This is a genomic window from Agarivorans aestuarii, assembly GCF_019670125.1.
In the GTDB taxonomy this organism is placed as follows: domain Bacteria; phylum Pseudomonadota; class Gammaproteobacteria; order Enterobacterales; family Celerinatantimonadaceae; genus Agarivorans; species Agarivorans aestuarii.
Genome location: NZ_AP023033.1, coordinates 167,225 through 193,860, shown reverse-complemented (window position 1 = coordinate 193,860; position 26,636 = coordinate 167,225). Strand labels below are relative to the sequence as shown.

Annotated in this window: 25 protein-coding genes; 9 read left to right on the top strand and 16 right to left on the bottom strand. The window is 45.4% G+C overall.

The window, feature by feature from the left end:
• Positions 1-155: 155 nt before the first annotated feature.
• A complete protein-coding gene (locus K5609_RS00950; RefSeq protein ID WP_016399910.1) occupies positions 156-467 on the top strand; it encodes a DUF1820 family protein in 312 nt (103 codons plus the stop codon).
• Positions 464-787, top strand: a complete 324-nt coding sequence (locus tag K5609_RS00945) for a hypothetical protein (protein ID WP_221075587.1) — start codon at positions 464-466, stop codon at positions 785-787. Before K5609_RS00950 ends, K5609_RS00945 begins: the two co-directional genes overlap by 4 nt.
• A gap of 21 nt (positions 788-808) precedes the next feature.
• On the opposite strand, the gene K5609_RS00940 is transcribed toward K5609_RS00945, so the two are convergent.
• The 3 genes from K5609_RS00940 to K5609_RS00930 are packed head-to-tail and all read right to left on the bottom strand — an operon-like array spanning position 809 to position 3,054.
• Complete coding sequence (locus tag K5609_RS00940) at positions 809-1,132, bottom strand: YdbL family probable chaperone protein (protein ID WP_221075586.1); 324 nt, start codon at positions 1,130-1,132, stop codon at positions 809-811.
• A gap of 9 nt (positions 1,133-1,141) precedes the next feature.
• A complete protein-coding gene (locus tag K5609_RS00935; protein WP_016399913.1) occupies positions 1,142-1,330 on the bottom strand; it encodes a YnbE family lipoprotein in 189 nt (62 codons plus the stop codon).
• Complete coding sequence (locus K5609_RS00930; RefSeq protein WP_221075585.1) at positions 1,300-3,054, bottom strand: intermembrane phospholipid transport protein YdbH family protein; 1,755 nt, start codon at positions 3,052-3,054, stop codon at positions 1,300-1,302. Before K5609_RS00930 ends, K5609_RS00935 begins: the two co-directional genes overlap by 31 nt.
• Positions 3,055-3,250: 196 nt before the next feature.
• On the opposite strand from K5609_RS00930, the gene K5609_RS00925 reads away from it, so the two are divergent.
• A complete protein-coding gene (locus tag K5609_RS00925) occupies positions 3,251-3,619 on the top strand; it encodes a DUF2500 family protein (protein WP_221075584.1) in 369 nt (122 codons plus the stop codon).
• On the opposite strand, the gene K5609_RS00920 is transcribed toward K5609_RS00925, so the two are convergent.
• Positions 3,566-4,486 (bottom strand): DMT family transporter, encoded by a 921-nt coding sequence (locus K5609_RS00920; protein WP_221075583.1) that lies wholly within the window; start codon positions 4,484-4,486, stop codon positions 3,566-3,568. The genes K5609_RS00925 and K5609_RS00920 overlap by 54 nt on opposite strands.
• Positions 4,487-4,621: 135 nt before the next feature.
• Here K5609_RS00920 and K5609_RS00915 point away from each other — a divergent pair, with 135 nt between their 5' ends.
• The 6 genes from K5609_RS00915 to K5609_RS00890 all read left to right on the top strand — a co-directional run bounded on the left by K5609_RS00915 (position 4,622) and on the right by K5609_RS00890 (position 10,221).
• Complete coding sequence (locus K5609_RS00915) at positions 4,622-5,077, top strand: DUF2214 family protein (RefSeq protein WP_221075582.1); 456 nt, start codon at positions 4,622-4,624, stop codon at positions 5,075-5,077.
• A gap of 179 nt (positions 5,078-5,256) precedes the next feature.
• Positions 5,257-6,261: an alpha/beta fold hydrolase gene (locus K5609_RS00910; RefSeq protein WP_221075581.1), complete on the top strand. Its 1,005-nt coding sequence runs from the start codon at positions 5,257-5,259 to the stop codon at positions 6,259-6,261.
• Between the two features lie 40 nt (positions 6,262-6,301).
• Positions 6,302-7,096 (top strand): Cof-type HAD-IIB family hydrolase, encoded by a 795-nt coding sequence (locus K5609_RS00905; RefSeq protein WP_221075580.1) that lies wholly within the window; start codon positions 6,302-6,304, stop codon positions 7,094-7,096.
• A 21-nt stretch (positions 7,097-7,117) separates the two neighbouring features.
• Positions 7,118-8,644, top strand: a complete 1,527-nt coding sequence (locus tag K5609_RS00900) for a copper resistance protein NlpE N-terminal domain-containing protein (protein ID WP_221075579.1) — start codon at positions 7,118-7,120, stop codon at positions 8,642-8,644.
• A 69-nt stretch (positions 8,645-8,713) separates the two neighbouring features.
• Positions 8,714-9,901: a BaiN/RdsA family NAD(P)/FAD-dependent oxidoreductase gene (locus tag K5609_RS00895; protein ID WP_246611924.1), complete on the top strand. Its 1,188-nt coding sequence runs from the start codon at positions 8,714-8,716 to the stop codon at positions 9,899-9,901.
• A gap of 23 nt (positions 9,902-9,924) precedes the next feature.
• Complete coding sequence (locus K5609_RS00890; protein WP_221075577.1) at positions 9,925-10,221, top strand: hypothetical protein; 297 nt, start codon at positions 9,925-9,927, stop codon at positions 10,219-10,221.
• Between the two features lie 97 nt (positions 10,222-10,318).
• Here K5609_RS00890 and K5609_RS00885 read toward each other — a convergent pair whose 3' ends face one another.
• The 12 genes from K5609_RS00885 to tssF form a co-directional block, all read right to left on the bottom strand.
• Entirely contained in the window at positions 10,319-10,702 is a 384-nt protein-coding gene (locus K5609_RS00885; RefSeq protein ID WP_221075576.1) for a hypothetical protein, read from the bottom strand.
• Positions 10,703-10,712: 10 nt separating this feature from the next.
• Positions 10,713-11,615, bottom strand: coding sequence for a peptidoglycan recognition protein family protein (locus K5609_RS00880; protein WP_221075575.1), 903 nt, complete (start codon positions 11,613-11,615; stop codon positions 10,713-10,715).
• A 25-nt stretch (positions 11,616-11,640) separates the two neighbouring features.
• Positions 11,641-12,435, bottom strand: a complete 795-nt coding sequence (locus tag K5609_RS00875; RefSeq protein WP_221075574.1) for a PoNe immunity protein domain-containing protein — start codon at positions 12,433-12,435, stop codon at positions 11,641-11,643.
• Positions 12,432-13,181, bottom strand: a complete 750-nt coding sequence (locus tag K5609_RS00870) for a PoNe immunity protein domain-containing protein (RefSeq protein ID WP_221075573.1) — start codon at positions 13,179-13,181, stop codon at positions 12,432-12,434. The genes K5609_RS00875 and K5609_RS00870 overlap by 4 nt, the downstream gene beginning before the upstream one ends.
• A 10-nt stretch (positions 13,182-13,191) precedes the next feature.
• Entirely contained in the window at positions 13,192-17,469 is a 4,278-nt protein-coding gene (locus K5609_RS00865; protein WP_221075572.1) for an RHS repeat-associated core domain-containing protein, read from the bottom strand.
• Between the two features lie 17 nt (positions 17,470-17,486).
• Complete coding sequence (locus K5609_RS00860; protein WP_221075571.1) at positions 17,487-18,359, bottom strand: hypothetical protein; 873 nt, start codon at positions 18,357-18,359, stop codon at positions 17,487-17,489.
• Between the two features lie 2 nt (positions 18,360-18,361).
• Positions 18,362-18,649 (bottom strand): PAAR domain-containing protein, encoded by a 288-nt coding sequence (locus tag K5609_RS00855; RefSeq protein WP_016399932.1) that lies wholly within the window; start codon positions 18,647-18,649, stop codon positions 18,362-18,364.
• Between the two features lie 8 nt (positions 18,650-18,657).
• Positions 18,658-20,472 carry a type VI secretion system Vgr family protein gene (locus K5609_RS00850; RefSeq protein WP_221075570.1) on the bottom strand — a complete coding sequence of 605 codons (1,815 nt, stop codon included), beginning with the start codon at positions 20,470-20,472 and terminating at the stop codon, positions 18,658-18,660.
• Positions 20,473-20,537: 65 nt separating this feature from the next.
• Positions 20,538-21,017, bottom strand: coding sequence for an Hcp family type VI secretion system effector (locus K5609_RS00845; RefSeq protein ID WP_016399934.1), 480 nt, complete (start codon positions 21,015-21,017; stop codon positions 20,538-20,540).
• Between the two features lie 196 nt (positions 21,018-21,213).
• On the bottom strand, positions 21,214-23,799 hold the full coding sequence (gene tssH, locus K5609_RS00840) for a type VI secretion system ATPase TssH (protein WP_221075569.1): 2,586 nt from the start codon (positions 23,797-23,799) through the stop codon (positions 21,214-21,216).
• A gap of 33 nt (positions 23,800-23,832) precedes the next feature.
• The gene (gene tssG, locus K5609_RS00835) at positions 23,833-24,810 is read right to left on the bottom strand and encodes a type VI secretion system baseplate subunit TssG (RefSeq protein ID WP_016399936.1); all 978 of its coding nucleotides are present in this window, start codon (positions 24,808-24,810) and stop codon (positions 23,833-23,835) included.
• On the bottom strand, positions 24,807-26,636 hold the full coding sequence (gene tssF, locus K5609_RS00830) for a type VI secretion system baseplate subunit TssF (RefSeq protein WP_016399937.1): 1,830 nt from the start codon (positions 26,634-26,636) through the stop codon (positions 24,807-24,809). Before tssF ends, tssG begins: the two co-directional genes overlap by 4 nt.

Below are 26,636 nucleotides of genomic sequence, written 5' to 3'. Positions count from 1 at the left end.
ACATAGTCTTAGCGTAATTTGCAAATAAGTGTAAATAGCTCACTTCTTCACTAGCTTTGCTTTTGTTTTTACAGGTACAATCGTTCAGATTTCTGCCTATTTGTAGGTATTTTTAAGCAATGCTTCGATTTTAAATGGATTAAAGCGGGTATCTCATGTCACAGCTGTATCGAGTGAATTTCATCTGTAACGGCAAAACCTACGAGCTGTATGCTAAACACGTCAATCAAGCCAGTTTATTTGGCTTTATTGAAGTGGGTGACTTTGTATTTGATGCTCGCGCCCAGTTGGTCGTTGACCCCAGCGAAGAAAAGTTAAAGACAGAGTTCTCTGGAGTAAATCGCACCATGGTACCTATGCATAACATCTTACGAATTGATGAAGTGGACAAACTAGGTAAATCTAAAATCCATGAAGCCAGCAACATAACGCCCTTTCCTTCTGCCATTTACACGCCTAAACCATGAGCCAACAAAGCCCTATAGATTGGTTTAAACTAAAAGCGCAGTTTGGCAACGAACAGTTGCTTAAAGTGTGGTTAGCAGATGTTATTGATGGCAGCGAACAAGAAGCTCGACAGATTAGACAAGCCATTGAAGACGGCAAAGTAAATAGCGCCTTATTACAACAGCTTCAAGGCATAGCCGCTTTGGTTTGTAGCCCAGCGCTTAGCACTTGGGTTAAGCAGTTGAAACAGAGTGAACAGCCGCAAGCAGATCTTGAAAAATGCTTAACTTGCTACCTTGAGGTAGTAACTGAAATCACTCACTACCTCAAGCAACATTAAACTACGCTGTAAATGTCGTAGTTAAGGTTTCTTCACCCAATCGCCCGAGGGAGATTGAATATAAGCGCCACTATCACTGCGTTCAATGGCCTTTTTACCCGCCAGCGCTGCCACTTGTTGCTCGCTTAAACCATTCTCTTTAGCAATTTGCTTATATTTGGCCAAGCGTTTTTGATTAATGCCATCAACGAGGGCTTTCACTTCTGCGTTATGACTAACAACGCCAAGCAAGCCGTTAGTTTGCTCGCCCACCCAACCATTGCTCTTAGCTTCGCCAAGTTCTAAGGCCGCTACAGAAAAGCTCAGGCTTAACAGTAAGGCCAGTATCCAACTATTCCTTTTCATCATGCTCTCCTAAAACAGTCCGCTTTCGTCGCTAAATAAATCATCAAGTTGCTTATCTACGCGAACTCGAATTTCATGATCAATTTTTACATTAAGATTGACCGTAATCGGCTTATCTACCGCTACCTCTACTTTGGGTGTGCAAGCCGCAAGGCCTAACACCAAAACTAGGGGGAAGAAGAAGTATCGTCTATCCATTGCTGCAGTTGTCCTGACAGTTGTTCGCCAATACGTAAACTACGTAGTAGCTGATAAATGTTTTCTTGGTGACGGTAGTTCAGTGTCACCAACCGTGGGCTAACTCGCTGATTGCGCCCAATAAGTTTTACCTGCATGTCGAGTTGCCCATCTTCGGCAAAATCGACCTCAGCTGCAAGTGTTTCATAATCAAAGTCTTCTAATAAGCTTAACGCAAAATCTAGCGATGGGTGCTGCGCCTTTATCGCTACTAAGGATTGATGAGTAAGCGCGATATGGCCGCTTGGTTCTACTACCGCCAAGCTACCATCGGCAATGGCAATGCCATGCTCACTAAAATGCACTGGCAAATTACCCGATACCGAACCATGCATAGTTAGCCCCAATTCGGGGTAGAGTTTAACCAGCTCAGCTAACTGCACTTTATTGAGCTCGAGCTTGGCCACATTTGGCAAGGCCAGAGGCAATTGTTTAATCTGCGCGGAGCCGCCCAATACCTTAAAGTTAATATCTTGCATCACTAAGCTTTGCCACTGCGCTAGGGGTGCAAATTCAGCTTGCAGCCAGTTGAGTGCGAGCTGAGTTAACGGAATACCAATATCCCATTGGGCTAAGGCTAGGCTTCCCGAATGCTGTAATCCCTGCTCCGGCTTAAAGCTAAACTCACTGTTTAATGCACCATCGTCAAAGCGTAACTCTCCCCACAAGGCATTAATGCCTTGCGCCTTGAGCTTGCCGCTTAAGAGGTTATTTTGCCAAGTAAATTGCAGGTCTGCCGCAGCCGATAAGAGATTGGCTGGTTTAGGCAAGGTATAAAAATGCTGTTGAAGGGGAATTAAATCATCACTATTCAGGCTACCTTGAATCGCTAACTTTGGCTGCAGCTGCCAAGTACCAGAGCCACTAAGTTGCCACTCTTCAACATTTACGTTCCAAGACTTTTGTTGAAACTGCCAATTAGCAGTGGGAATTGTCCAACTATCAAGGTCAAAGCCTGAATGAGTAGCACTTAACTGCCAGTTTTCCCAGCCTTTGAACTGGGCATCAAGGCTTGCAGTTAAGGCAGGAAATTTAAGATTAGTGCTAACTAATAAATCTTTCTCTACATCAACTGATAATGAAAACTGCAGATTAGCCAAGCGCTCATCGGCTAACCAAGTTTGCTTAAACTGCTGAGCTAAGGTGTTGAGCAGAAGCGGCGCTAGTTGGCCTTTAAGCTGCAAGGTCTGCGTGTGCGCCACCACTAACAGCTCAACGTCGCTCCCCTGCTCTTTGCTAAATTTCAGCTGCCACTGTTGGCCGCGCTGACTAAGGCTTAGCTCTCCCTGCGCTAGAAGCTGCTTGCCGTGTTTTATGTTCAGCTGCTTAACCGCTATTCGACTGCCATTAAAGGCGGCTGGAATGTTTTTGAGTTGCTGAAAGAGTAGCTTAACTGGCGCTCGCCAAAGGGCTGGCTCAAAGCCTGTTTTCTGTTGCTCTGTTTGTTTAAGCAGGCAGCTTATGTCGATATCCAAGCTTTCAACATTCAGTAACAAGGGGAAGCTACTGACACTAAGACCCTCAATAGTTAACTGCGGGCAAGCTCCCCAAGCACCATTGGCAAGTGCGGCTTCCAATTTGGGATTAGCATAACAGGCACTAGCCACCACCAAGCAAAGCCAAACGCTCAACTTAAGCAGTGTAGTGAAGCCCAAGAACAGGGGCTTGTGGTAAGCGCCTTCCAAGCTAGATTCCTTTTTTGCTATATCTCTAGCAGGAATACTAAGCGCTTTTGCAGGGAATAACGAGTAAACAAACAACACAATAAGCATTTGGGCTTGACGAATCGGTGCTACCCGACAAAAACTTAGTGAAACCAGCAGCTAAGGCTGCAGAACAGGAAGCAACTATGATTACACAGCAAAGTCGGAGGAAGCGCTAATGCCTTGGTGGTGGTTTTTAGTCATGATCATCATCGTGGGTATGGTGGTTTATCAATTATGGCGTAACGTTCAGCAGCGTCGCTGGGACTCAGCCCAACCGCTGCACAGCCTGTGGGTAACAGTGTCAAAACGTGAAGAGATCCCCATCACTCGCCCCGGTAAAGAAAATGAAGATAGGCATAAGCGTTATCGCTACTTCATTGAATTTACTCCTCTAGAGGGTGGCGAGTCGCGTCGTTTTCAGATTAAACGGAAACAGTTTCAAGACCTTACCCAAGATTTAATCGGCGAGCTCACCATTCGAGGAAGCCGACTAGTGAGTTTTGAAGCTGGCGAACCGCCCGCGGATAGCAGCGAAGGGCAATAACGCCACCAGTAAGCCAGCGGCAATAAGCAGTGCCCCCAAAGCATGGTAAGCCGCTAGCTGCTCACCCAAAAAGCTCACACCAAGCACGGCGCCAAATAAAGGCATTAGGTGAATGTATTGGCCAGCAATATTGGCCCCCACGCTTTTAACGCCATAGTTCCAAGCTAAATAGGCCAGCAGAGAAGGAAAAATCGCCACATAGGCCAATGCTGCAATCGCATCATTCGACAGCTCAAACGCGGCCTCTGGTAAGTTCAGCCAATAAAACGGGCTTAGCACCAAAGACCCCACCACTAAAGTGCACCCCAAAAATGCTGCACCGCCCAGCTCGGCAGGTTTAAAGCGTAAACCAATGGAATAAAGCGCCCAAACCAACGAAGACAAGACAATCCAACCATCTCCTTGGTTAATGCTAAACGAGGCTAGTTGCTGCCATTGACCTTTCACCAGTAAGGCTAAAACGCCAATAAAAGAAAGCACTATGCCAGCCATTTGCCGAAGCGTGATTTTCTGTTTCAGCCACACCCAGCTCACCAGCAAAATAAATATCGGGATCATCGAGTTAATAATTAGCGCATTAGTGGCAGTGGTATTTTGCAAGCCAATGTAAACACAGGAGTTAAATCCTGCCACACCCAAGCAGGCTAGAACTGAAATGCGTAACCAATGTTGACTAATCACCTCTCGCTGACGCCACATGCTGCGATAGAGCAAGGGCATGGCAATCAACATCGCTATAGTCCAGCGCCAATAGGACAAAGACATGGCTGGGACCTGATCAGAAATATAGCGACCTGTTACAAAATTTCCGGCCCAGAATAGTGGCGGTAGAACCAGTAAGCCATAGGCCAGTAGCTTTCCTTTCATAAAACCTTCCTTTTCTACCCTAGACGTCAGGGACTTAGGGCTGTTAGGGTATAGCATCAGGCTGATTTTTGCAGTACTATCCGCCATCGCGCGGTAGCGCTTTCTAAAACAATACTATTTCATGGATAACGTTCAATGAGTCTAATAGAGGCGATTAATGCAGGACTGCATGTAACAGCAATTATTTTGCTGGCAGGTGCGCTGTACTCTGAAGCCTTCTTGTTCCGCCGCGGAATGACCCAAGATGATGTGAAAAAGCTGCTGCTGGCCGACGCCACCCACGCTTTTTCTACAGTATTGATTTTTATCACCGGCTCTTTACGCCTGTTTTTATTCCACAGCACTAGCCATACCTATCTCGATAACCCCTTTTTCGCCCTGAAAATGCTGTTGTTTTTTGTGGTGGTATTGCTGTCACTCTATCCTTCGGCCACCTTTTATCGATGGCGCAAAGCCTTAAAACAAGGCAAACCCTCGATGATTAGCTATCGCCAACACTCCTCGGTTATTTGGTTAATTCGCCTTGAGCTAGGTGTATTGTTACTAATCCCAATGCTAGTTACGCTAGCACGTGCCGGTTTTGGCAGCTAAGAGCCTTCTTTAGTTACCTTGCGAGAACACCGCAGCCCTGCTTAAGCTAGCTTGTATTTGAACCAACTGGCCACCACCAAAACACCACTAATGAGCAACAGCCCCTAGATATTTCTGTTCTTATTCATACGCTTGTTGTATAGATAAATGCTGATATTTAGCCAGCAGGGGTTAGCACTATGAGTACATCCAATTATCAACTCAGCCAAGAGCATGAGCTGGCCACGGTGTACCCAGAAAAAATTCAACCTTACTGGGCTAAACATGCCAGCGAAGCCAGTTTTGTTGGCGTGCAAGGCTTAAGCATAAAGTATCTAAAACTAACGGCCGCCGAACCCAACAACAAGGTAATTGTGGTTTCACCAGGGCGAACCGAAGCCTATTTAAAATACGATGAACTAGCTTACGATCTCGCCCAACAAGGCTACGACGTGTTTATCATCGACCACCGCGGCCAAGGTTTATCTGATCGTGAAAGCGCCCGCTGGCAACCCGGTGATGTAGCTAGTTTTCAATACTACGTTGATGATTTAGCCACGCTTATTGAACAACAAGATTTGCTAGCTAATTACCAACAGCGGTTTATATTGGCACACTCGATGGGCGGCGCTATCGCTGCTCATTACTTACAACAATTTCCTAATACCTTTACTGCCGCCGCTCTATCTGCGCCAATGTTTGGCATTAATCTAGGCATGCTACCTAAGCCGATTGCCACCAGCTTAGCAGCGATTATGAGCAAACTTGAACGGCAATTTAAACGCGGCCCCTACTATGCGGTTGGCCAATCAGATTACAAACACTGCAGCTTTAATAATAACCACTTAACTCACAGTGAGCAGCGCTTTAAGCTGATGCAAGCCGTGTACTTGGCCCATCCCAAAATTCAGCTAGGCGGACCAACCAATCGCTGGTTAGATCAAAGCTTTACCGCTATGCAACAAATCATCGAACGCGCCAACACGATCAGCGTTCCACTACTATTATTACAAGCAGAACAAGATGAAATTGTAACCGCTGTGGGCCAGCGCGCTTTTTTTCAAGCACTAGGGCCTGCAAGCGCGGCATCGGCACAATTCAAGATTATTGCTGGCGCAAAACACGAAATACTGTTCGAAAGCGACTCGATGCGAAACCCTGCTTTAAGCAGTATTCTCAACTTCTTCGAACAGCACGCTAATTAAGAGCTAGGTCGCTTTTGCGGGCTAGCTAAGGAGCATCATTATGTATCAGCTTATAGCCACCGACCTCGATGGCACATTGCTCAACGGCGAGCACCAAATCTCAGAATACACGCTGCAAACCATTACCCGTTTGTATCAGCAAAACGTTAAATTTTTAATCGCCACCGGTCGCCATTACATAGATGTGCGCCCCATTGCCGAACAGTTTGATTTTCCGATGTATTTAATCACTTCTAACGGTGCCAGAGTGCACAATAAGCAAGGTGAAGTGCTATTTAGGGCCGACTTAAACTCACAAGAAATCGACCGCATTTTGGATATTTCTTCTCGATACACACTACATCGAAATATTTACCATGAAGATAACTGGTACGTTGAACAAGAAAACGAATATGTCCGCTCGTTTAATCAACACTCTGGCTTTGATTATCAGTTAACCGACTTCTCCACCTTAGAACACCAACATATTTGCAAGTTGTTTTTTGTGGCCGAGCACGAGGTATTGCTCAAGCTAGAAAAAGACTTCATCGAAGCCTTTGGCGATAGCCTAAATATCACCTTTTCACTACCCGATTGCTTAGAAGTAATGGCGCAAAAAGCCAATAAAGGCGAGGCGCTAAAAGCGGTACTGGCACAGAAATCGATAGCGCCAGAGCACTGTATTGCCTTTGGTGACGGCCTTAATGATAAAGAAATGCTTAGTCTAGTAGGAAAAGGTGTGATCATGGCCAACGCGCATGACCGTTTGAAGTTGACTTTACCTCATTTAGAACAAACACTTAGCAACAAAGAAAATGGAGTTGCTGAATATTTAATCGGCACTTTTAAGTTGTAGTTGTCATCTTAAGGAAAGGTAATGAGGCTTGTTAAAACACTTAGCTTAGCAATTTTTAGTTGTATCACATTGTTAGGGTGCTCCCAAACGCCTCCGCCGGAACCGCCAAAAAAAGTAGAGCCCGTTAAGGTACCAGTAAAACTTAACCCGCTTACTCCGCTAAAAGGGAACCTCACCCTAAGCGCACCAGGCGCTATCTTCACTCCTTGTCAGGGGGATAAACAATACTGGGTTGAGCTGTCTTCAGCAGATAAACAAGTACTTGGCCGTTTTGCAAACAACGCAAGCATCTACGTAGAGCTGATGGGCCGTTTTGCCAACGTGGGCAAGCAAGCGCCTCAAGCCGATTACTTGGCCAAGATCACCCCTGATGAATGGCAATACTTAGCTTCTGAAGGCCCAGGCTGCAAGCTTGATATTGCCGAGCTTAGTGCTTGGGGCAATGAGCCAGGCTGGCGAATAGATATTGAAGACAACAAGTTGTTACTCAGCACACTGTCGGGCGCAGCCAATAAAACCATTACTCGCAGTGGCATTGATAAGGGCCTGCACTACTGGCAAGCCGGCAGCGAACTCTACCTCAGCGTTTCTAAACAACAGTGTTTAGATACCATGGCGGACAGTGTTTACTCCTATAGCGCCGAGTTAACTTATAAGGGCAAAATCTACCAAGGTTGTGCACGACGCCCATTCCAACAGAATGTGGAGCAACTTGCTGGCTACTACAAAGTTAAGCTTCCCACTGCATCTGGCTCTGGTCGCGTAGTAGATTTAAGCCTAAACGCCGACTTTAGTGCCGAACTGCAAAACACCTACCTTGAAGAAGAAAAAACCTTTAGCGAGAAAGGCTACTGGTACCCGCTTAATGAATCCAGCTTGGCCTTAACCTTAAGCCAAAGTAACCACCAGCAAGTGAAAAGCGACATGATATTTGACTGGGACGGACGACTACTGCGTTTACGTAATCCAGAATCACAACAGCAAGGCAGTGCTGGGCTAAACATGATGAAAATGGATGGCCCCGCAGTAGCTTTAGGCACCAGCAAAAAAGTCTACCACCAACGTACCTTTGAACCTGCCACCTTAATGGCCAGCAGCGACTACGCCCCTGAAGTTGAAGCAGCCTTAAAACAATACTTTAAGTTGCACCGCACCGAACTAAATGGCACCAAATACCAATGGTGGAAGTTTGATCTAAATGGCGATGGTAAAGACGAAATCATTACTTATGTAGACTGGTGCGGTAGTGGCGGATGTAGCTTATTGATATTTGAAGCCAAAGATAACAATCACCGTTTCTTAAGCAAAACCACACTGGTGCACAGCCCCTTCTTTTTGGCTACGTCTAGCAATGCTCGCTGGCAAGACTTACTACTAGAAGTATCTGGCGGCGGAGCCACTCCAGGTCTGCGTTTACTGCGCTTCGACGGCCTAAGTTACCCACTTAACCCAAGCATGCAACCAGACGCACCACAGCCAGCGCCAGTAAGCGGGATTACCTTCCATGCAGAAGCCTTTAGCAAAGGAGCCGGACGAGCGTTAAACTAAGCTCACATCATTTGCTAGCTCAATACCAAGGCTAGCGGTACAATGCCCCTGATTTTTCAGGGGCAGGTTATGACACAGCAATTCGACGTTATCATTATTGGTGCAGGCGCCGCAGGCTTAATGTGTGCGGCTACCGCCGGCTATCGCGGGCGCTCGGTATTAGTGATTGATAACGCCAAAAAAGCAGGCCGAAAAATCCTTATTAGTGGCGGCGGTCGTTGTAACTTTACTAATCAAAGTGTTAGCCCAGACAACTTCTTATGTGGTAACCCGCACTTTGTTAAATCCGCTCTTGCACGCTACCCCTCAAGCAATTTTATAGAGTTAGTCGAACGCCACGGCATCGAATACCACGAGCGCGATCATGGCCAATTGTTCTGTAACGACAGTGCTAAAGACATCGTAGACATGCTGCTCACCGAATGCGATTGGGCGGGCGTTACCATTAGCCTACGTAGCGAAATCAAATACGTAAAACAGCTCGATGAACAACAGTTTGAAGTGCACGCTGGCGGTCAATGTTACCAAACCAGCTCCTTGGTAATCGCCACTGGCGGGCTTTCTATGCCTAAACTGGGTGCCACTCCATTTGGCTACAAATTGGCAGAACAGTTTGGCCTAAGGGTGCTGCCCACTAGAGCCGGTTTAGTGCCATTTACTTGGCATAGCGATCAAAAAGAGCGCTTTGAAGCCCTCTCGGGTATCGCGGTGCCAAGTTGCATTACTGCCGCTAACGGCAAGCAATTTAGCGAAGCGCTATTATTTACCCACCGCGGCTTATCAGGCCCGGCTATATTGCAAATATCTAACTACTGGCAACCCGGTGAAGCGGTAAGCATCAACCTATTACCCAAGCAAGATGCCGCCTCCTTAATCGAACAGGTATTATTGCAACATCCCAAGCAAAGCCTAAAAAACACCTTGAGCCAATGGCTGCCTAAACGCTTGGTAGAAGCATTATTTGACGAAACAACGCTAGCCAAAGCGCTTAATCAGCTAGGCCATGGCGAACGCGACAGTATTGCTGCCAAGCTAAACAATTGGCAAATCACCATGAATGGCACCGAGGGCTACCGCACCGCCGAAGTGACCCTAGGCGGCGTAGACACCAACGAACTCAGCTCCAAAACCATGCAAGCCAATAATGTAGAAGGCCTCTACTTTATTGGCGAAGTAATGGACGTAACCGGTTGGCTGGGGGGCTTTAATTTCCAATGGGCATGGGCCAGCGGCGTAGCCTGCGGCCTAGATTGTTAATTAATTTTAGGAATGGTCTAAACATGGACAAAGAAAACTACTTAGCATTTTGTAAAGCAGAACTGCGTAGCGTGTTTGAAAACACCAAGGCAGGTAAGCCAAATGACAAACTTAAGTACCGCGTTGAAGGCCTATTTCACGCGGCAAAGCTACTGGGGTTACTTACCGCAGACCAAGCAAACGCCATCATAGAATCAGAACACCAAGCGGTATTTGGTGAAAGCGTTAGCGAAAGGCTCAAGCGCAAAAATCAACTCAAGCAGCTAAGAGAAAGCGATCCCGATGCCTACTTTAATATTCCAACAGTAGAGCGCCTTTAGGCGCTGTTTAGCTTAAAGCTAAAGCCTAATTGTAGTTTTTGCATATTGACTGAAAATCAAATTAGAGCAACCACTACTTGTTGCTCTAGGGCAATTGTTATTTCATGCGATTACAACAACCGCTAAAGGCTTTCTCGCCCATAACAAACGTAACATCATACTCATAAGCAAAATCAGACATATCATCTGAACACTGCTCTGTTTTATTAAGTGAAATTGTAATTTTACCTTCTTTAGAATCAGCACCCTGTATAATCCAACGATTAGTGTGATTGATCGAAGCTAGCTTTTCCTTTAGTTCAAACATGGTGATATTGTCATCAATGTCACTATATTTAATCACTCCATCTTCTACATCTAAACCCCAAAAAGGCTCAGTACCTAAGCATTGCAATTGGGTCGCACTCGACGACGCTACTCCCATGAAGCTTAGGACCACAAGTCCTAGACAAGTGCTTAGAACAGATACGACTTTTCTCATACTATAAACCTTAAATTAGTTGACCAGCAGAACGACCAAAAAGCTTTTCTTTAGTTTTCTTCCCTGCAATTCCATCATTCTTTAGCTTGTTGCTTAACTGAAATGCTTTAACTTGTTTTTCTGTACCAAGACCGAATTTACCGTCCGCCAACAGTTTGTAGCCTTTTACGGTTAGTTGTTTTTGTAGTAACTTCACCGCATTACCTTTACAGCCTTTTTTCAGAGTCCCCATTGCTTCTAGAGTTTTAGGTCCTACTATTCCATCAGCTTTTAAACCTACTGATTTCTGGTACGCTTCTACACTTTGCTGAGTAGCTTGACCAAAAACACCATCTTTTTTTGTTGGAAAGCCAGCATCATTTAAGAAGGTTTGTAGCTCCTGAACTTTTTGTCCTTTCGCAAATAACTCCAGAATACCATTGAAGATAAATTGGCTACTTAAGTAACTTGAGATGGTTCCCGAAGTCTTAGTTATTTTGCCATTCTCATCTAGGCTCAATACTTTTTTGTAATCAAATACAGGGCATGTTTTAGCTGACACTTCACAGTGTCCTCGGAACACTATTTTCTTTTCTCCATAGCTACTCTCTATTTGTGAGCATAAAGACTTTAGTGAAGAAAATTGAGCTTCGGTAAATTTTGCTACATCTAAACCATGCAAACAAATAGCAATACTTCCAGTGTTATGACCTTTCTGTGCAGCAGGTACTTTTTCTATACTGCGTCCTTCATGAATATCTCCATTCTTACTAATAAAGAAATGATACCCAATTTCACTAAAGCCACGTTTTACGTGCCAAGATTGCATCGTTTTTACGTTATCATGAGCGGCGTTATCTGAAGCGCTACAATGCAAAAATACTGAATGAACGCTTCTACTTGGCTTCTTAAAAGAAAAGCTTCCTGCCGACATATAGATCTCCTTAGTTATCTAAAAATTAGTTACTTACTAGCTCAACTGGCACCATCACATGCTCACGAATAGCATCTTCTGGAATACAGAAAAGCGAGGCAACTAAGCTTGCTTCAAGGCACCAGTAACCAACGTAATAGTCGGTATATTCAAATTCGCAATCGCACAAATGATTATCATACCAATCTGCATCTTCTAGGCTGTCGTACCACTGTCGAATAAACACATTAAGATGCTCTGCCTGAACCTCTCCATCACTGTTGATGGCATCCAATAAAGGTTGATAAACAGTGGGGTAATAAAGTGTGGGAGACATGGGGCGGTCTGTATCACCTAGCCTGCTGGCAATGCTATCTAAAAGTGCATCATTTCCCTGTTCACCAATTATGTCTAAAGCTTGTTGAATATGTGCTTGCTCTGCGCCTACAGCAACCAACAAGGCTAACCACCATAAAACATAAACATAGCGATTAACATTAGCCGAACCGCAAGCTTCACCCACACCACCTAAACGCTCAAAGTCATGGCGGTAACACTGGTGTGCTGCGGGCAGTTTATCTGCAGTAGCACTTAGCTGTTGACGATAAGTCAATATCGCCAACACCGATGACTTAAGCGAGGCCATATCGCTACCATAAGAGTAATGCGCTACTGCACGCATTATCGCGAGTTGGTAGAGTTGCTGGGTAACATCAACTTGTTCACTCAGCGAGGTAAAAACCTCATTATCTAAAGCTTGTTGAGTTTCCGCTAAGGCTTCATCTAAATCGCTTATCAGCTCGCTAAAATAGGCTTCGTCACGGCGTTGGTCTCGAATCACTGCTCGCTCCAGTGAACCAAATCCTTAGGGTAGTACTGATGGTCGATATAGAGGCTGTCGTCTATTTCATAAAGCTTAGTGAACAAAGCCGCTTCCCAGCACCAGTAACCATCGTAAGCATCAGTATCCATTAGATGATAGTCAGGACTTCCTTCTAACTTGTACCACGCCTCTAAGTAAGCCAACATCAGCTGAGGGCGCTGCGCAGGCTCTGCCTCAATCACTTTATACAGTTTATTGAAACGGCGCTTAAACAATACACTCTCTGCCACTTCGCGCTCGGTATCGCCCAGCTTAACCGCGATTTGGTCAAACAAGGCGTCTCGGCCTTGATTTCCAATTAAATCTAAGACCTCTTGGTAGTAGGCTTGACCCATGTTTAGGCAGTAGGCAAAAGCAAACCATTTAAGAGTGCGTTCCAAGTCACTTAAATGTAACTCTTCCCAATCGATGCGGTTCTTTTGCTCTTCGGGGGGCAAAGCATCAGCAAAATATTTTTGTTTTCGACGATATTCAAGAGCATTCTCTAAATGAAGCTTCAATTCATTGAGCTCATCACCACGCGAGTAGCATAGGTGCATTATAGACATCGAGTAATCAACCATTGTGAAATGAACTTTCAACGATACAAAAGCTCTCACCTGTGGTGAGGCGAGTAGCTTAGCCTTTCTCTTTTCTATCGCATTAATTTTGAAATCAATACGCTCATCAAAATACGTTTTATCCTTTAAAGTATCTCTTAACATAAAAATTTCCCTACAGTTGCAATCCGCTACTAGCGATACTTGCATTTTTATCTAGTTGTTTGACCACCAATGAACCATCTGGCTTATTACGGATTAATAATTTTTCAACCGAACCATCTTCAAATTCAAGAGCATCTAGTATGTCATCAATTTGATCTTCATCCATACCTGCATCTTTCAAGCGTTTATCATTCACCCACTTATCATTCATCTGCTTGCCATCACTAGTTTTACCCAAGCGAGACTTGCCGTACTTCGCTTCCGTAATCACAAAGTCGGGCGGCGGGTTGGGGTGTTGGTAAATACCATCAATACCTTGCTTACCCGGCGTGTACTTACCATTGGTATTACCAAGCGGTTTATAACCTTTTTCTACCAACAAGGCATGGGCATTATACTCACCCGAAGCCGCTTTTCGGTGGTTAAGTGAACTAAACTCATCGGCAAATGAATCCGGTGAACGGCTATCGGCTGGCCGATGAGCAATGTCTCTTGGTCGTCTAGTCTTTCTTGTTTTACTTGTTAGTTGTGCTGCATCACCACCCGTATCAACGGCTTTAGCCGCTTTACGCAACTTAGCGGCCTTACCGCCGGGTACTACATCTAAAGCACTGGTCGGCATCACTGCCGCTAAACTCGCATAAGCAAGGCCAGTCGCTACTCTACCAAAGCTACCTTCAGGGTATTGAGCACCATGTTCAACAGCAACATCGAGCGCATCATCTAATACCTCATTTAGGGCTTCTATTTCTAGCGCATCTAAGCCATCAAATATTGCTTGGCCTGCTTTAGCTAAGGGACTTTCACCTGGCGCATAAGGCTTGCTAGGCTTCCGTACTCGGCCAATGTTTTTGTTACCCTCTTTACAGGCTAAACCTAAGGGGTCTACCCAGTTAGTTGGGCTTGGGGTGTATCGATAAAGGTTTAAACCACCCAGCAATTCAATTGGGTCTTGTTGTATGTACCTGCCCTGCTGCGGGCAGTAGTAGCGGTGAAAGTTATAGTGCAGGCCGCTCTCTTCATCAAAGTATTGGCCTTGAAAGCGCAGCGGGTTGTCTATTTGCTTAACGCTTAATTGCTCTATCGAACCATAAGCTTGGTAATGGGCTTGCCATACTATATTGCCTTGCTTGTCGCTTAAGCGAATAGGCGTACCAATATGATCTAAGTGGTAGTGATAAACCTGACCCTGTTTAATCATCGCTATAGGGCGATGGCTATTGGGCTCGTACACATACCAGGTAAATTGGCCTTGGCTATGTTCACCAATTAGTTGATTACCTTCCCATAAATAGTCGGTTTGCCCTTGGGCGGTAATTTTGCAGCTGCGACGACCTAGAGCATCGTAGTGGTAAACGGTATTATCGCGGCCTTGGCTAAGCCTAACTAATTGGTTTAAGCCGTTAAATACGCGTTGCTGACGCACCTTACTTTGGCTGGCGAGTACTTGGTTACCGTAGCGGTCATAACGGTAGCTACACTGGTCATCACCCAGCAGCTTGTCACCCAACATGTCGGCTTGTTTGGGGTTGGCAAAACTATCCAGCTCAAATTGCTGGTTATTGGCATTGTGGCTAGTGGCTTTAGTAAGTTGGCTAAGTGCATCATAACTGTAGTTATTATCGCCCAGCTCGCTGTCGCTCACGCCTAAAAGTTGATCGCCCGCATCAAAACGGTAATGACGCTCAATACAGCTTGGCGCTTGTTCAGGTTGTTCTAACTGCCATTGCTGGCTTAACAAACGACCTTGTGTATCATAGTGATGATGCTGTTGGTGGCGCTTGCTTAGCTCGCGGCTTACTTCTTCACCAGCAGCGTTAAAGCTGCGACTTATCACAGGCTGCTGGTTAAACCATATCGCAGATAAACGCCCTTGTTCATCGTAGCGATAAGTTAGGGCATTGCCGTCGGGAAGCTGAGTATGGCTGCGCAATCCTTGTGAGTTCAATTGATAAATAGATTTCCAATTGTCTTGCCAGTTTTCTTGCAACTGGCCATTAGCGAAGTAGCTAAAACGTAGTTTGCGCGCAGCATTGTTGGCTTGGCTCAACGTACCTTGTAAGTCATAAGCAAAATCGTTAATCAGGGTAATGCCATTAGCGGTGCTGCGCTGCTCGGTTACCTGACCTAAAGAATTGCGTTTTAGCTGAATCAGCCGCTCACTATTTTCGGCAACTTGAGTAAGCTGACCTGCTAGGTTGTATTGATAATGCTGCTCGCGGCCATCAAAACCAATGGTTTTGCTAATACGCTCGCAACTGTCGTATTCCAGTTGATAAACCTGCTCGTCACTGCGTGAAATGGCGGTAAGATTACGTTCTTTATCGTAACAAAAAGCTAACCATGAACCGTCGGGGTTAATCTGTTTAGCTGGCTGCGACAAGCCTTGATATTCGTAGCTTGTACTGCGCCCTAGCGAGTCGGTCACCTTAGTCACTCGCCCCGCATCGTCATAGCTATAGGCCCTACGCTGACATTGCTCTGGCGAATCCTGATGATAAGACAAGACCTCAACAATGTTGCCACGTTCATCACGTTTGTATTGGCCAACCCAGCCCTTTCCATCTACTTCGCCATTGCACTCACCAATGGCGTTATAGCTATAGCGAATTAACGCATCACCTACTTGCTTGGCGCTCAACAAGCCTTGCTCATTCCACCAAAATTGTTGATTGGGCTGGTTACTAGCAGTTTTACTCACCAAACGGCTTTGCGCATCGTAGCGGTATTCGGTTACAACACCTTGTACATCGGTTTCTGTGGTTAACAAACCAAGGCTGTTGTATTCACGCTTAAGCGATGAGCCGTCGGCATAGTCAACCTGTGTGACAAAACCCAAGCGATTATAGCTATAACGAGTAAGATTTTGATTTGGCGCTAGCTCAGCGTCTAACTGGCCGTGCGCATTGTAATGGTAACGTGTTGTTGCGCCATTTGGGTCTGTTTCACTAATTTTGCGTTGTAGTTCATCGTATTCAAATAACCAACAAGCACCGTCGGGCGAAACTTTTTTAAGAATCTGACCTTGTGAATTATGCCAGTAAGTCCAACAGTTTCCGTAACTATCAAAGCTGCGGCTAAGGCCTTGCTCTAGCTCATACTCAAATCGATAGTGATAATGCTCGTTATCACCCCATTGTTCTATACAACGCGCATTTTGCTCACTGCCATCCCAAGAAAAGTAGTGAGAAAACCCCGAAGCGCGGGTTCGTTGAATCAATAAACCTTGCTGATAACGATACTGTTCTTGCTGACCCAAACGGTTGGTCGCAGTACTTAAATGCCCCTGTTCATCATAGGTATAACTTGCATAGCTTTGCGCTGTTTCGGCTTTAGAGCTGAGTAATTCAACCAGCCGACCTTCTAGGTTATAACGTAGGAACAGTTGTTGGCTATGGTTGATTTCAATAAGGGTTAAGCGGGGCGCAACAGAATAGCTAAGTCGATAATGCGTATCGACACCATCACTTATTTTAGTTAGCAACCATTGTTCTTGCTGTTTAGAAAACTGCAAAGTTTTGCCATTGGCACTGCTAATAACAATGTTTTCAAGCTGATGTTGCAACACCATGCCCGATTTAACCTGGCTACTTTTAGCACCAACGACCACATAAGGAAAATGCTGCAGATGCCCTAGTGCATCTGTAAACAACCAACCTGCTTGCTCACCCTGTAACTGTTCCAAACTGTAGTGAAAATTACTTCGCCAGCCTAAACCTAAACCCACATCTTGATGCGAAAGACTTGAGCGATAAGTGCGCTGCCAAACTAACTCACGATGACCTTGCAAGCATACATCGTCTAATTGCAGCACTTCTTCACCGCTGCTCATTACAATGGGATCACCGCAAGTTTGGGTATCGGGGTGGTCAACAGCTTGAGCGACGTCATCACTGCTATTTTGGTTTTTACCTTGCTGTTGGGTCTTCGAGCGCCCTCCTGGAGCTTTGGGTTCATTTGGGACGGATGAACTCCAAGAGGGCCTCGAAGCTGGAGAATGTTGAGGAATAGCTTTTTCAGCTTGGCGCTGAAACCACACCTCACCATTCGTTAACGCGGTAATTAATTTCTGATGCGGATCGCCAGCCGGCGTGGTAGTGACCAAACGGTATAAACGGCGTAAACCTTTGCCGTTGCTATCAGCAGCACCTGCAAAGTTAGTTAAAAATGCTGCTGCTTTTTCGGCATCACTAAACGCAGGCTTGTTACCCACATTACGTTTGCCGGTAAAAAAGTCATAAGCAAAGCCGTCAATTCCTGTGACTACTTCTTTTTGGGTTCCATCCATACTGCTGTTTTACACCACTAGGCGACCCACGCGAGCATCATTGCACTGCGGTAGGTCTGATCAGAAATATCCAGTTGAAAACTCAAACCAGCATGTTTTTGCTGCTGATAGTGAGTAAATAAATGACACAAATTAAACAAACCAGTACAGGCCGCTAAGTCCCCGACTCTGGCGTCAGCAAATATCACTTGGCTGCGCGAACCAACGCTATTTTCAAAACATTGAAAAGCCGCTAACCAGCCATCCATTAACTCACTGCTTAAGGCACTTGGCATATAGCACTGAGTTAGCTCTTGCCCGCACTGGCCACGATAACGTTGGATTAACGCCGCCACTGTTGCAGCAATGCTTTTATCTGAGGTTTGCACCTCATAGCTGGCCCAAGGCACAGCAAAACCACGCTTAGCTGGCTGTAACCGAGCAGCGATGAAACACTCACTAGCAATGCTAGCGGTTTGCTCAAGCGCTTGCGTTGCAGCTAAACGCTCATCTTGATGATAAGCCAGCACCTGAATTGAGCCCGCCAACTGCTGATTAAATAACTTAAGCGCTTGGCGCAGCGCTAATTGCATGGCGCAGCGACCATAGGGAAACAAATACACTTTTTTGCTGTGCGCTAACTGAGGCACCAATGCCAAAGTATCTTGATAAACTTGGCTTTTTGCCTGCTCTAGAGGCGCTTCAGGCAGCAATACAAACACCGCATCAGCATCGACTTTTAGCTTGGCTAGCTCGGCTCGACCTGCTTCATTAAAGCTGTAGTGACGTAGAGCCTGCTCGCCCTTAATGCTTACGGTTGCAGCAATCTCATCATCGCTTAAACCAAAAATAGCGTTTGAATCGCTGTATTCACCAAGCTGCAGAGCCTCAATGTCTAGCTGCAAGTTCATGCCTAGCCTATTAACACCGTAGGGTTACCTACTACAATTTTGCCGCCATGGGCGGTTGAATCGCCTAATCGCGCTACTGCTTTACCACCAACCGTAACCGAAGAGGAACCCGACTTAATCGTATCTGGCGGTCCAATGCACACCAACTTATCGCCCACGCAAGCAACCGGCATTCCGCCAGCGGTTACCGTACCGTTGCCGCCAACCACCGGGCCACCAACATGCGGTACTTTATTTTGCACTTTAGGACATACGTGAAATGACCCAAGCATTGCTACTGGCTTACCCATTATGTCCCTTAGTTCAGTGAAATAGCTGGCGCTTTAAGCGCGATAGAGGTGCCGTTAATCGATACCGAGGTACCTTTGATATCAATATTGCCGCCACTTGAAAGGGTGATAGAAGCGCCACCCGCTTTAATGGTGATTTTGCTGCCAGCCACTAAATCGATATTTTTGCCAACATCTATTACTAGGTTCTTACCTACTTTCTCAGACTGGTTTTCGGCAACGTCAATGCTAAGATCTTTACCAATTTTTTCAGTTTGGTTTTGTTTGATTTCGGTTTGCAGATCTTTCTCTGCCTGCATGTAAAGCAGCTCTTTACCAGCATCGTCATCAAAACGAATTTCGTTAAAATTGCTCTCGCCACCGCCTTTGGTTGAGCGAGTCTTTATTCCAGACTGCGATTTTTTACTGGGTAAGCCATAAGGTGGCATTTGGTCGCCGTTGTATAGCGCGCCTGTAATCACCGGTTGGTCAGGGTCGCCTTCTAAAAAGCTAACCAGTACTTCCTGGCCCACTCTTGGCAAGAAGAATGCGCCGTAACGGCTGCCAGCCCAGTTTTGCGAAACCCGAATCCAACACGAGCTGTTACTGTCACTTTTGCCTTCACGATCCCAGTGGAATAGCACCTTAATACGGCCATATTTATCTACATGGATCTCTTCACCCGGATCACCCGTCACCAAGGCTGTTTGGGCGCCATGAATCACCGGCCGAGCCGTGGTTTGGGATGGTCTGAACAATACGTCAGCCGGGATGCAAGAGAACTGATTGTGTAGCACTTGGCCGCTGTTTTTAGCTGCGCCAGTTTGGCTGGTAATGGCAACACTCAAACTAAGTTGAGTAATTAAGTAGCTTTTCCCTACCTGAGCGGGATCTTCATGTGATTTAAAACCAAAGTACTGACCAGCGCTAAAAGTAGCGCAAGTACTGCCACCTCGGCACACTAAGGCATCTCGCTGCATTGCTTCTAAAGCTACGTTGGCAGCATTTTGCAAAGCAGGGTTAAATTCAGAACCGGCATAATACTCAAACACTTCGCCATTTTGCTGTTGTTTGGTTAACGCCGTATTTTGCTGTTCACCCTTTGGTTTTGCGCTTGGTTTTATAAAGTCGTAACCGCCTTTACTCGCAATACCCGGAGTGATGTTTAGGTTACCACTCCAAGAGAACACGTGTGATTCTGACAATGAGCCGGTGGTAAAGGCTACTTTGCTTTCTTCTGCTTCGCGGTAGGCACTCAAAGCATCAGCCAATACAACACTGTGCTTGGCCTTGCTGTGTTCAATAATGTAAAAGATGCCTGCTTCTTCAAGCAAACGATGCACAAAGGCAAAATCACTTTCGTTATATTGAACTTTGTAACCCAAAGTTGGGTAACTTCCCTTAAGTTCACTTTTTACTTGCACGCCGTGTTCTGCAAAAATCTTTTTTACGATTTCGTCAGCGGTTAAGCTTTGAAAAATTCGGCAATTACTACGCTGCTTAAGAAAGTGTAAATTCGACACGATCTGTAGTTGGTAATCTTGGTATTTTTCGCCTTCAGCTTCACTAGGAACACGACTACCTAGAGAAGTAATACTGGCAACAACGCCATTAAAAAAACGGGTAACACTGGCTTTACCTTTTAGATAATCTAAATTAATGGTAACCGGTTTTCCAATAACGTCGGACTCAGATATTATCTGTCCATTTGTATAACAAGAAACATTAATAGAGAAAGGTGAAGATATACCTTCCTGAATATCAAACTGAGTAAGATGTAATACATCTTTACCCAATGGCGTTTCTATTTGAATGATATTCTTACTTTGACTTGCCTTTTCCATATGCTTCATGTTCACGCTAGTTAAAAAAATAAGCGGGATAGATTAACTACCCCGCAGAAAGCCAATTACATTTGTTGGCCTTTAACACCGCTGTAACCGTAAACAAGCGGAGCTTGAACATTGTTTTGGTCATCGGTAGGTGTAACAGTCATCATCATTTCTGTGTAAGAAATAGTGATGTTTTCAACTGGGCGGTCATCTTGAATTGATACTGAGTAGCTAGAAATCATTGCGTCAGTCAGTTCAATTTTCATGATTTCTTCGATTTTCTCACCTTGCTTAGTAATGTGGAAAACCGCTGGCTTACCCTTACCAATAGTGGCTTCTTTGAAAAGATCTGGAGAAGCTTTATCTTGCATTTTAGTGATGTTGATGTCACATAAACGCGTTGCACTCGCTTCACGATCTTGAGCAGTACCAGTGTGAGAAGAGATTTCACGTGCTACTGACCAATCTACAGACAAAAGAGTAATTAAGTCTTTGTACTGTTCAGCTGTCGCTTCACCCTTGATATCGCCGTACTTCAAATAAGTATTCGCTTGCATGCTAATTTCCTTTAGCTAATTAAGTAAAAATAACCCTAATGGGTATGTTTTAATGCAGCGTTTTAACACGCGCAATTTTATTAGTCGAAACCGTAAAACAATTTAATAAATGTCAAAAACATCAAAAACTGAATAACAATCACAACCCAATTAAGTGGTACATTATAAATATTTTGATCAATAGTGAAAACACTAATTACAACATTTCGACACAATAAGCATCTTCAACTAAATCTACGCTAATTTTCTCTATATTAAGGCGCTGAGATATGGCTTCTAATACCTTATTAGAGATCACAGGCAACAATTCATTTTGAATATTATTTTGAATTGCCCTTGCGCCAACATCAGCATTTTGAGACTGGCTGTTTAGGTGTTCGATGACCGCTTCAGAAAAACTTAATTCTGCTTGGTAATTTCGAGCAAATCGCTGCTCAACTCTACCTAGCTGTAAACGCACAATTTGATTTAGCGTGTCGCGGTTAAGTGGCACAAATGGGATAAGATTTAGGCGACCAATAAAGGCTGGCTTAAATACTGCGAGTAAATCATCACTTAGAGCGTGTTTTAGGCCTTCGATATCAGGAGCTGTTTCTTCATCTTCAAATAAACCGGTGGTAGTTTCGGTACCCACGTTAGAAGTCATGATGATGATGGTATTTTTAAAGTCGATGTCTCGACCTTCGCCATCTTTAATGGTGCCTTTATCGAACACTTGATAAAAAATGTCTTGCACGCCCGGATGGGCTTTTTCCATTTCGTCTAGTAGTACTACGCTGTATGGCTTACGGCGCACGGCTTCAGTTAGAACACCACCTTCACCATAACCTACGTAGCCAGGAGGTGAACCCACCAACAGAGAAACTTTATGCTCCTCTTTAAACTCCGACATATTGATAACCGTTAAGTTATCTTCGCTGCCGTATACTTGCTCGGCTAGGGTTAACGCTGTTTCTGTTTTACCAGTACCACTTGGTCCGGTTAGCAAAAACACACCGTTTGGCTTGCGCTCATCACTTAGCTGAGCACGCGCTGTTTGCACCACTTTACTAATGAGTTCTAGTGCGTGGTCTTGACCAACAATTCGCTCGCCCATTTTTTGCGGCAAACTTAAAATGGTTTCCACTTCGTCTGATTGCATGCGACCCAGTGGTATACCAGTCCAATCGGCAATAACTTCGGCGACTAGCACTTCGTCTACTTCTAAAAACACCATTGGTTGGGCAACTTCTGCCAAGCTCGCTTTAATTTCTACCAGCTGCTCGCGGGCATTTTCTTCGGTTTCTTCCTCAGCATTGAGAATGCTATCGGCATGTTGCTTAGCTTGAAGCACCATGCCTTGCTCGTCTCGCCAAGTAGCTTCTGCTTGCTCAAAGGCACTTTGGGTATCAGCCAATTCTGCATTGAGCTGCTGCAGCAATTCTTGATGCTCTGAACCGGTTAACTGCTCGCGTTCCAATTGCTCGATTTGCGCAACTAACTGTTGTTGTTTACGTTGTAAACGCTCTACTTGGCTAGGGGTAGCGGCTTGGCTCATCGCCACACGGGCACAGGCGGTATCAAGCAAAGCAACGGCTTTGTCGGGTAACTGGCGAGCATTAATGTAGCGGTTAGATAAACGCACTGCGGCTTGCAAGGCTTGGTCGCTAATTGATACGCGATGGTGCTTTTCCATCACAGGTAGTAAGCCGCGTAACATCACAATGGCTTTTTCTTCGCTTGGCTCTTCTACTTTAACCACTTGGAAGCGGCGCGTTAACGCTGCATCTTTCTCAAAGTACTTTTTGTATTCGGCCCAAGTAGTTGCCGCAATAGTGCGCAGTTCACCGCGCGCCAGCGCGGGCTTAAGCAGGTTGGCTGCATCATTTTGGCCAGCTTGGCCGCCGCTACCAATTAAGGTATGCGCTTCGTCGATAAACACGATAATAGGTGTAGCCGAATTCTTCACTTCACTGATAACCGATTTAAGGCGGTTTTCGAACTCACCTTTCATGCCCGCACCAGCTTGTAGCAAGGCTAAATCTAAAACATGAATCTTTACGTTTTGCAGTGACTCGGGCACATCATTATCAGCAATACGCTGCGCTAAACCTTCAACTACTGCAGTTTTACCTACACCGGCTTCGCCAGTAAGTATCGGGTTGTTTTGGCGGCGACGGGTTAAAATGTCGATCATCTGGCGAATTTCTTCGTCGCGACCAAGTATTGGGTCAAGCTTGCCTGAGCGTGCTTGCTCGGTAAGGTCGATAGTAAACTGATCTAAACTTGGTGTTTTGCCCGAGCCTTTAACTTGGCTTGCACTTGCAGCTTCGGCATTTTGATTAAGCGTCGGCCATACATGCGCCAGCTGAGCCGGGTCGATGTTTTCTAACTGCTTCAAGAAATGCATGGTGCTAAAGCTAAGGGTATCGTCGTTTAGCAAGGCATGAATAATGTGGATAGGCGCGATATTGTCTGCGTTGTATTCAATAGTGGCAGCCATCCAAGCGGCGCTCAATAAGCTGACAATTTGCGGCGATAAACCAGGAGTTTGCTGATTACCGGTTTTAGCCCGCTCGAGATTGCGATTTAGATCGGCAGTTAATGCATCAATATCTACCGCAAAATGCTCGGCCACCAACATAAGATCTTCGGTTTGGCCTTCGCACATCGCCAATAACCAATGTTGGATCTCTACACTAAACTGACTGCGGCTATTAGACAACGCAGCGGCCGCTTCTAGGCTCTGCTTGGCTGTGGGCGATAGCTTCTCAACCATTGATTTTAAAGTCATTGTCGACATCTGTATTTCCTATAATCCTTTAAACAAAATCTACTACGCGATGGGGATTTTTGTTTGTTCGTCCATTCGCTTACTGTTAATGGTTAGCGCGCTACCCTGGCCTAAGCCCAAACCGGTTTTACCTAAACGCGAACTAGGCATATCTCGATAACGGGCCATTAGGCTCCAACGAGGACGCACGTGCGCGGGCAAGTATTCGGCGACGGTTTCTTGTAATAATGAAAGTGTTTTACTGCCCGGCAAAAGTTGCTGAGCCCCTTGTGCATTGGCTGCATGAATTTCAATTTCTAATGCAGAACCTACATCCCAAACCTTGCTGCCAATGGTGGCACTGCGTCCTAGTTGCGCATGTTGCCCTTCTGGATTAACCCGGCTCGCTAAGCTGGTTTGCTCTTCATCACTTAGCGATAGCCATTGCCCTAAATGCTCATTAATCACTACCTTGCAGCCAGAAATAAGCTCTACAATTTGCTTTAAACCTTGAGCACTACGAATAGACTGAGCAAACAAACCACCTAGGTATTGTTGGGTATGATTTGAAGTACCAGATAAAGAGTGCAAGGCACTAGAAATAGGGTCTTTCTTGTTGGTTTGTTGCTGACGCTGATACTGCAGTGGGAACTGATACTTTTCCCAAGCGCGGTGATATAAAGAGATCAGGCGATGATGGAAAATATCCAGAAAGTCTCGCATCGACTCGTCTTTCTGCTTGCAACGATCCATTACCCATTCACTGTAATGACGGGGCATCACACCACTTGGCCCAGTTAAACCAAAAAAGTTAACAAACACTGAATAGGGCTGATTTTCAGAAACAGGCGCCTCTACCCGCTCCAAGGCTTTACCGGGAAAACCCAAGTTTTGCGGCACTTTAAAACGTAAGGCCTCATTCTTGGGTAAAGTATCAGAGCCCACACCGTTGTGTTGTGCACCTCGACCAGCTTGAATAGCAACCACGCTGTGGTGGAAGTCTTGCTCACTGCCACTGTTTAAGGTGTCAAACAGCTTCATATTAGCTCCTTGTCACCAGCCATCGCCGGCCAACGGTGCAGTACATTGCTGGCACCCAAGTGTTTAATCGATAAACGAGTAAAGCTGTTTATGGTGGTGTACTGAGCGAAAAAGTGCGCCAATACGTTGCCAAAGAAGAACAAGTTAATACCGGAGAGTTCTTGATTAACAAACTCCAAAATAATGTCTGAACCGTGGCAAAATCCCACTCGGCCATTTTGCACAACCCGAGCTGTCGCCCGCTCGATGTTTACCTTAGCGATAGCTTCAATCAATACTTTGGTTTGTGGTGATTGCTTAAAATCGTATAGCTGTAATAGCTCTTGGAGTAACTTAACCGCATTAGGCTGGGCAAAGTGATTAAGGGTTAGATGACTAGCCAACTGCCAACGGGAAGCATCAAACATAGCGGGGCGAATAGGCTCGCTAAAGGGCAATAAGCAACGGACATTCTTAAGCGAATCGGCACGGCTCGGCACCACTATCGATGGCTGTCCACCACCAAAAGGCAAGCGCGCTGGCAAATTTCGGTTACTGCATAATGCTTTAGCTGATACCAACCATTGTTCATGTTGCTCGATATCTAAGGCTTTAGCGTCACCATCAACCACTGCTAAGTAGCTTTCAACACCGGGTTCGTCGTGTCCACCAGCCCATTTATTTAATTCACGGCGTAGCGTCCAGAACAAATTCCCCGCTTGAGGGTAATGCGGTAACTGGCTACCGTAAAACGGCGTTACATCAACACTGTTGTCGTGTTGATCGAAGGCTTCTACTTCGGTTACTCGCACTACTTCGGAGATATCTGCATCTCGATAACGAGGCACTAAGCGGTGTTCGAAACGAGCGGGGTCTAAACGTAAAGGCTCCAGCTCATCTTCAAATAGGTTTATCACTGGCACACAACCCAGCAAAATATTATCGGCGGTAAGTTGCTTCGCCAGTATGTCTGAATCGCTATCAAGATAAATGTATAAATCCACCTCATGCTGGTCACCAAACCAACTAGGATCTAAATCTTGTAGCTCAAAAAACATGAACTTTTCAGGGCAAAGAAAGTGCTCAACCAGCAAGCGATAGCCATTAAAAGTTCGCTGATCATAAGGCACCACTTTTTCATCATCAGCAAAACCCACCGCACTAATATGACGGGCCTGCAAGTAGTGATTAGCTTGTAAACTGCCCGGAGAGGCAAACGCCAATCCCACACTAGATTGGAAAATAAGTTGATAAAGCTTGTAGCTAAGCTGCGGTTGTCCGTGAATGTAGAAACGCATTTTTTGCACGCCCACATCACTAAAGGCCACATCATCAAATTCACAGCTTAAACGCAGTTTTATTACCGCTGCAGCATTCTTTTGAAAGTTAGGGCGTGGCGCTTTAAACGGCGCACCTTCAAAGCTCGCTTGAGTAACTTCTACTGGCCACATTTCGGTATCGTAGCAAGTATTAAAACGACAACTTTTGTAACCCGGCACTTGAGTTTCTAACTCGGTGCCTTTGGGGATCATCAAGCTATAGTCAGTAACATTTTGGGTGCTCATTTTGATTACCGACATCGACGGAATTGGCGCGTGGTAATCGGGATATAATTGCCCTAACAGAGCTTCGGTTAGCTCTGGAAAACTGTCATCAAGCTTTTGTCTTACCTGTGCCGTAAGTAACGACACTCCTTCGAGTAATCGAGAAACATGTGGGTCTTCCACACTTTCTTCGCTCATGCGCAAACGGCCAGCCACCTTGGGATAGCGCTCGGCAAACTCAGCCCCCATGTGGCGTAAGTAAGCTAGTTCGCGGTTGTAGTACTTTAACAGCTCGTCACTCAT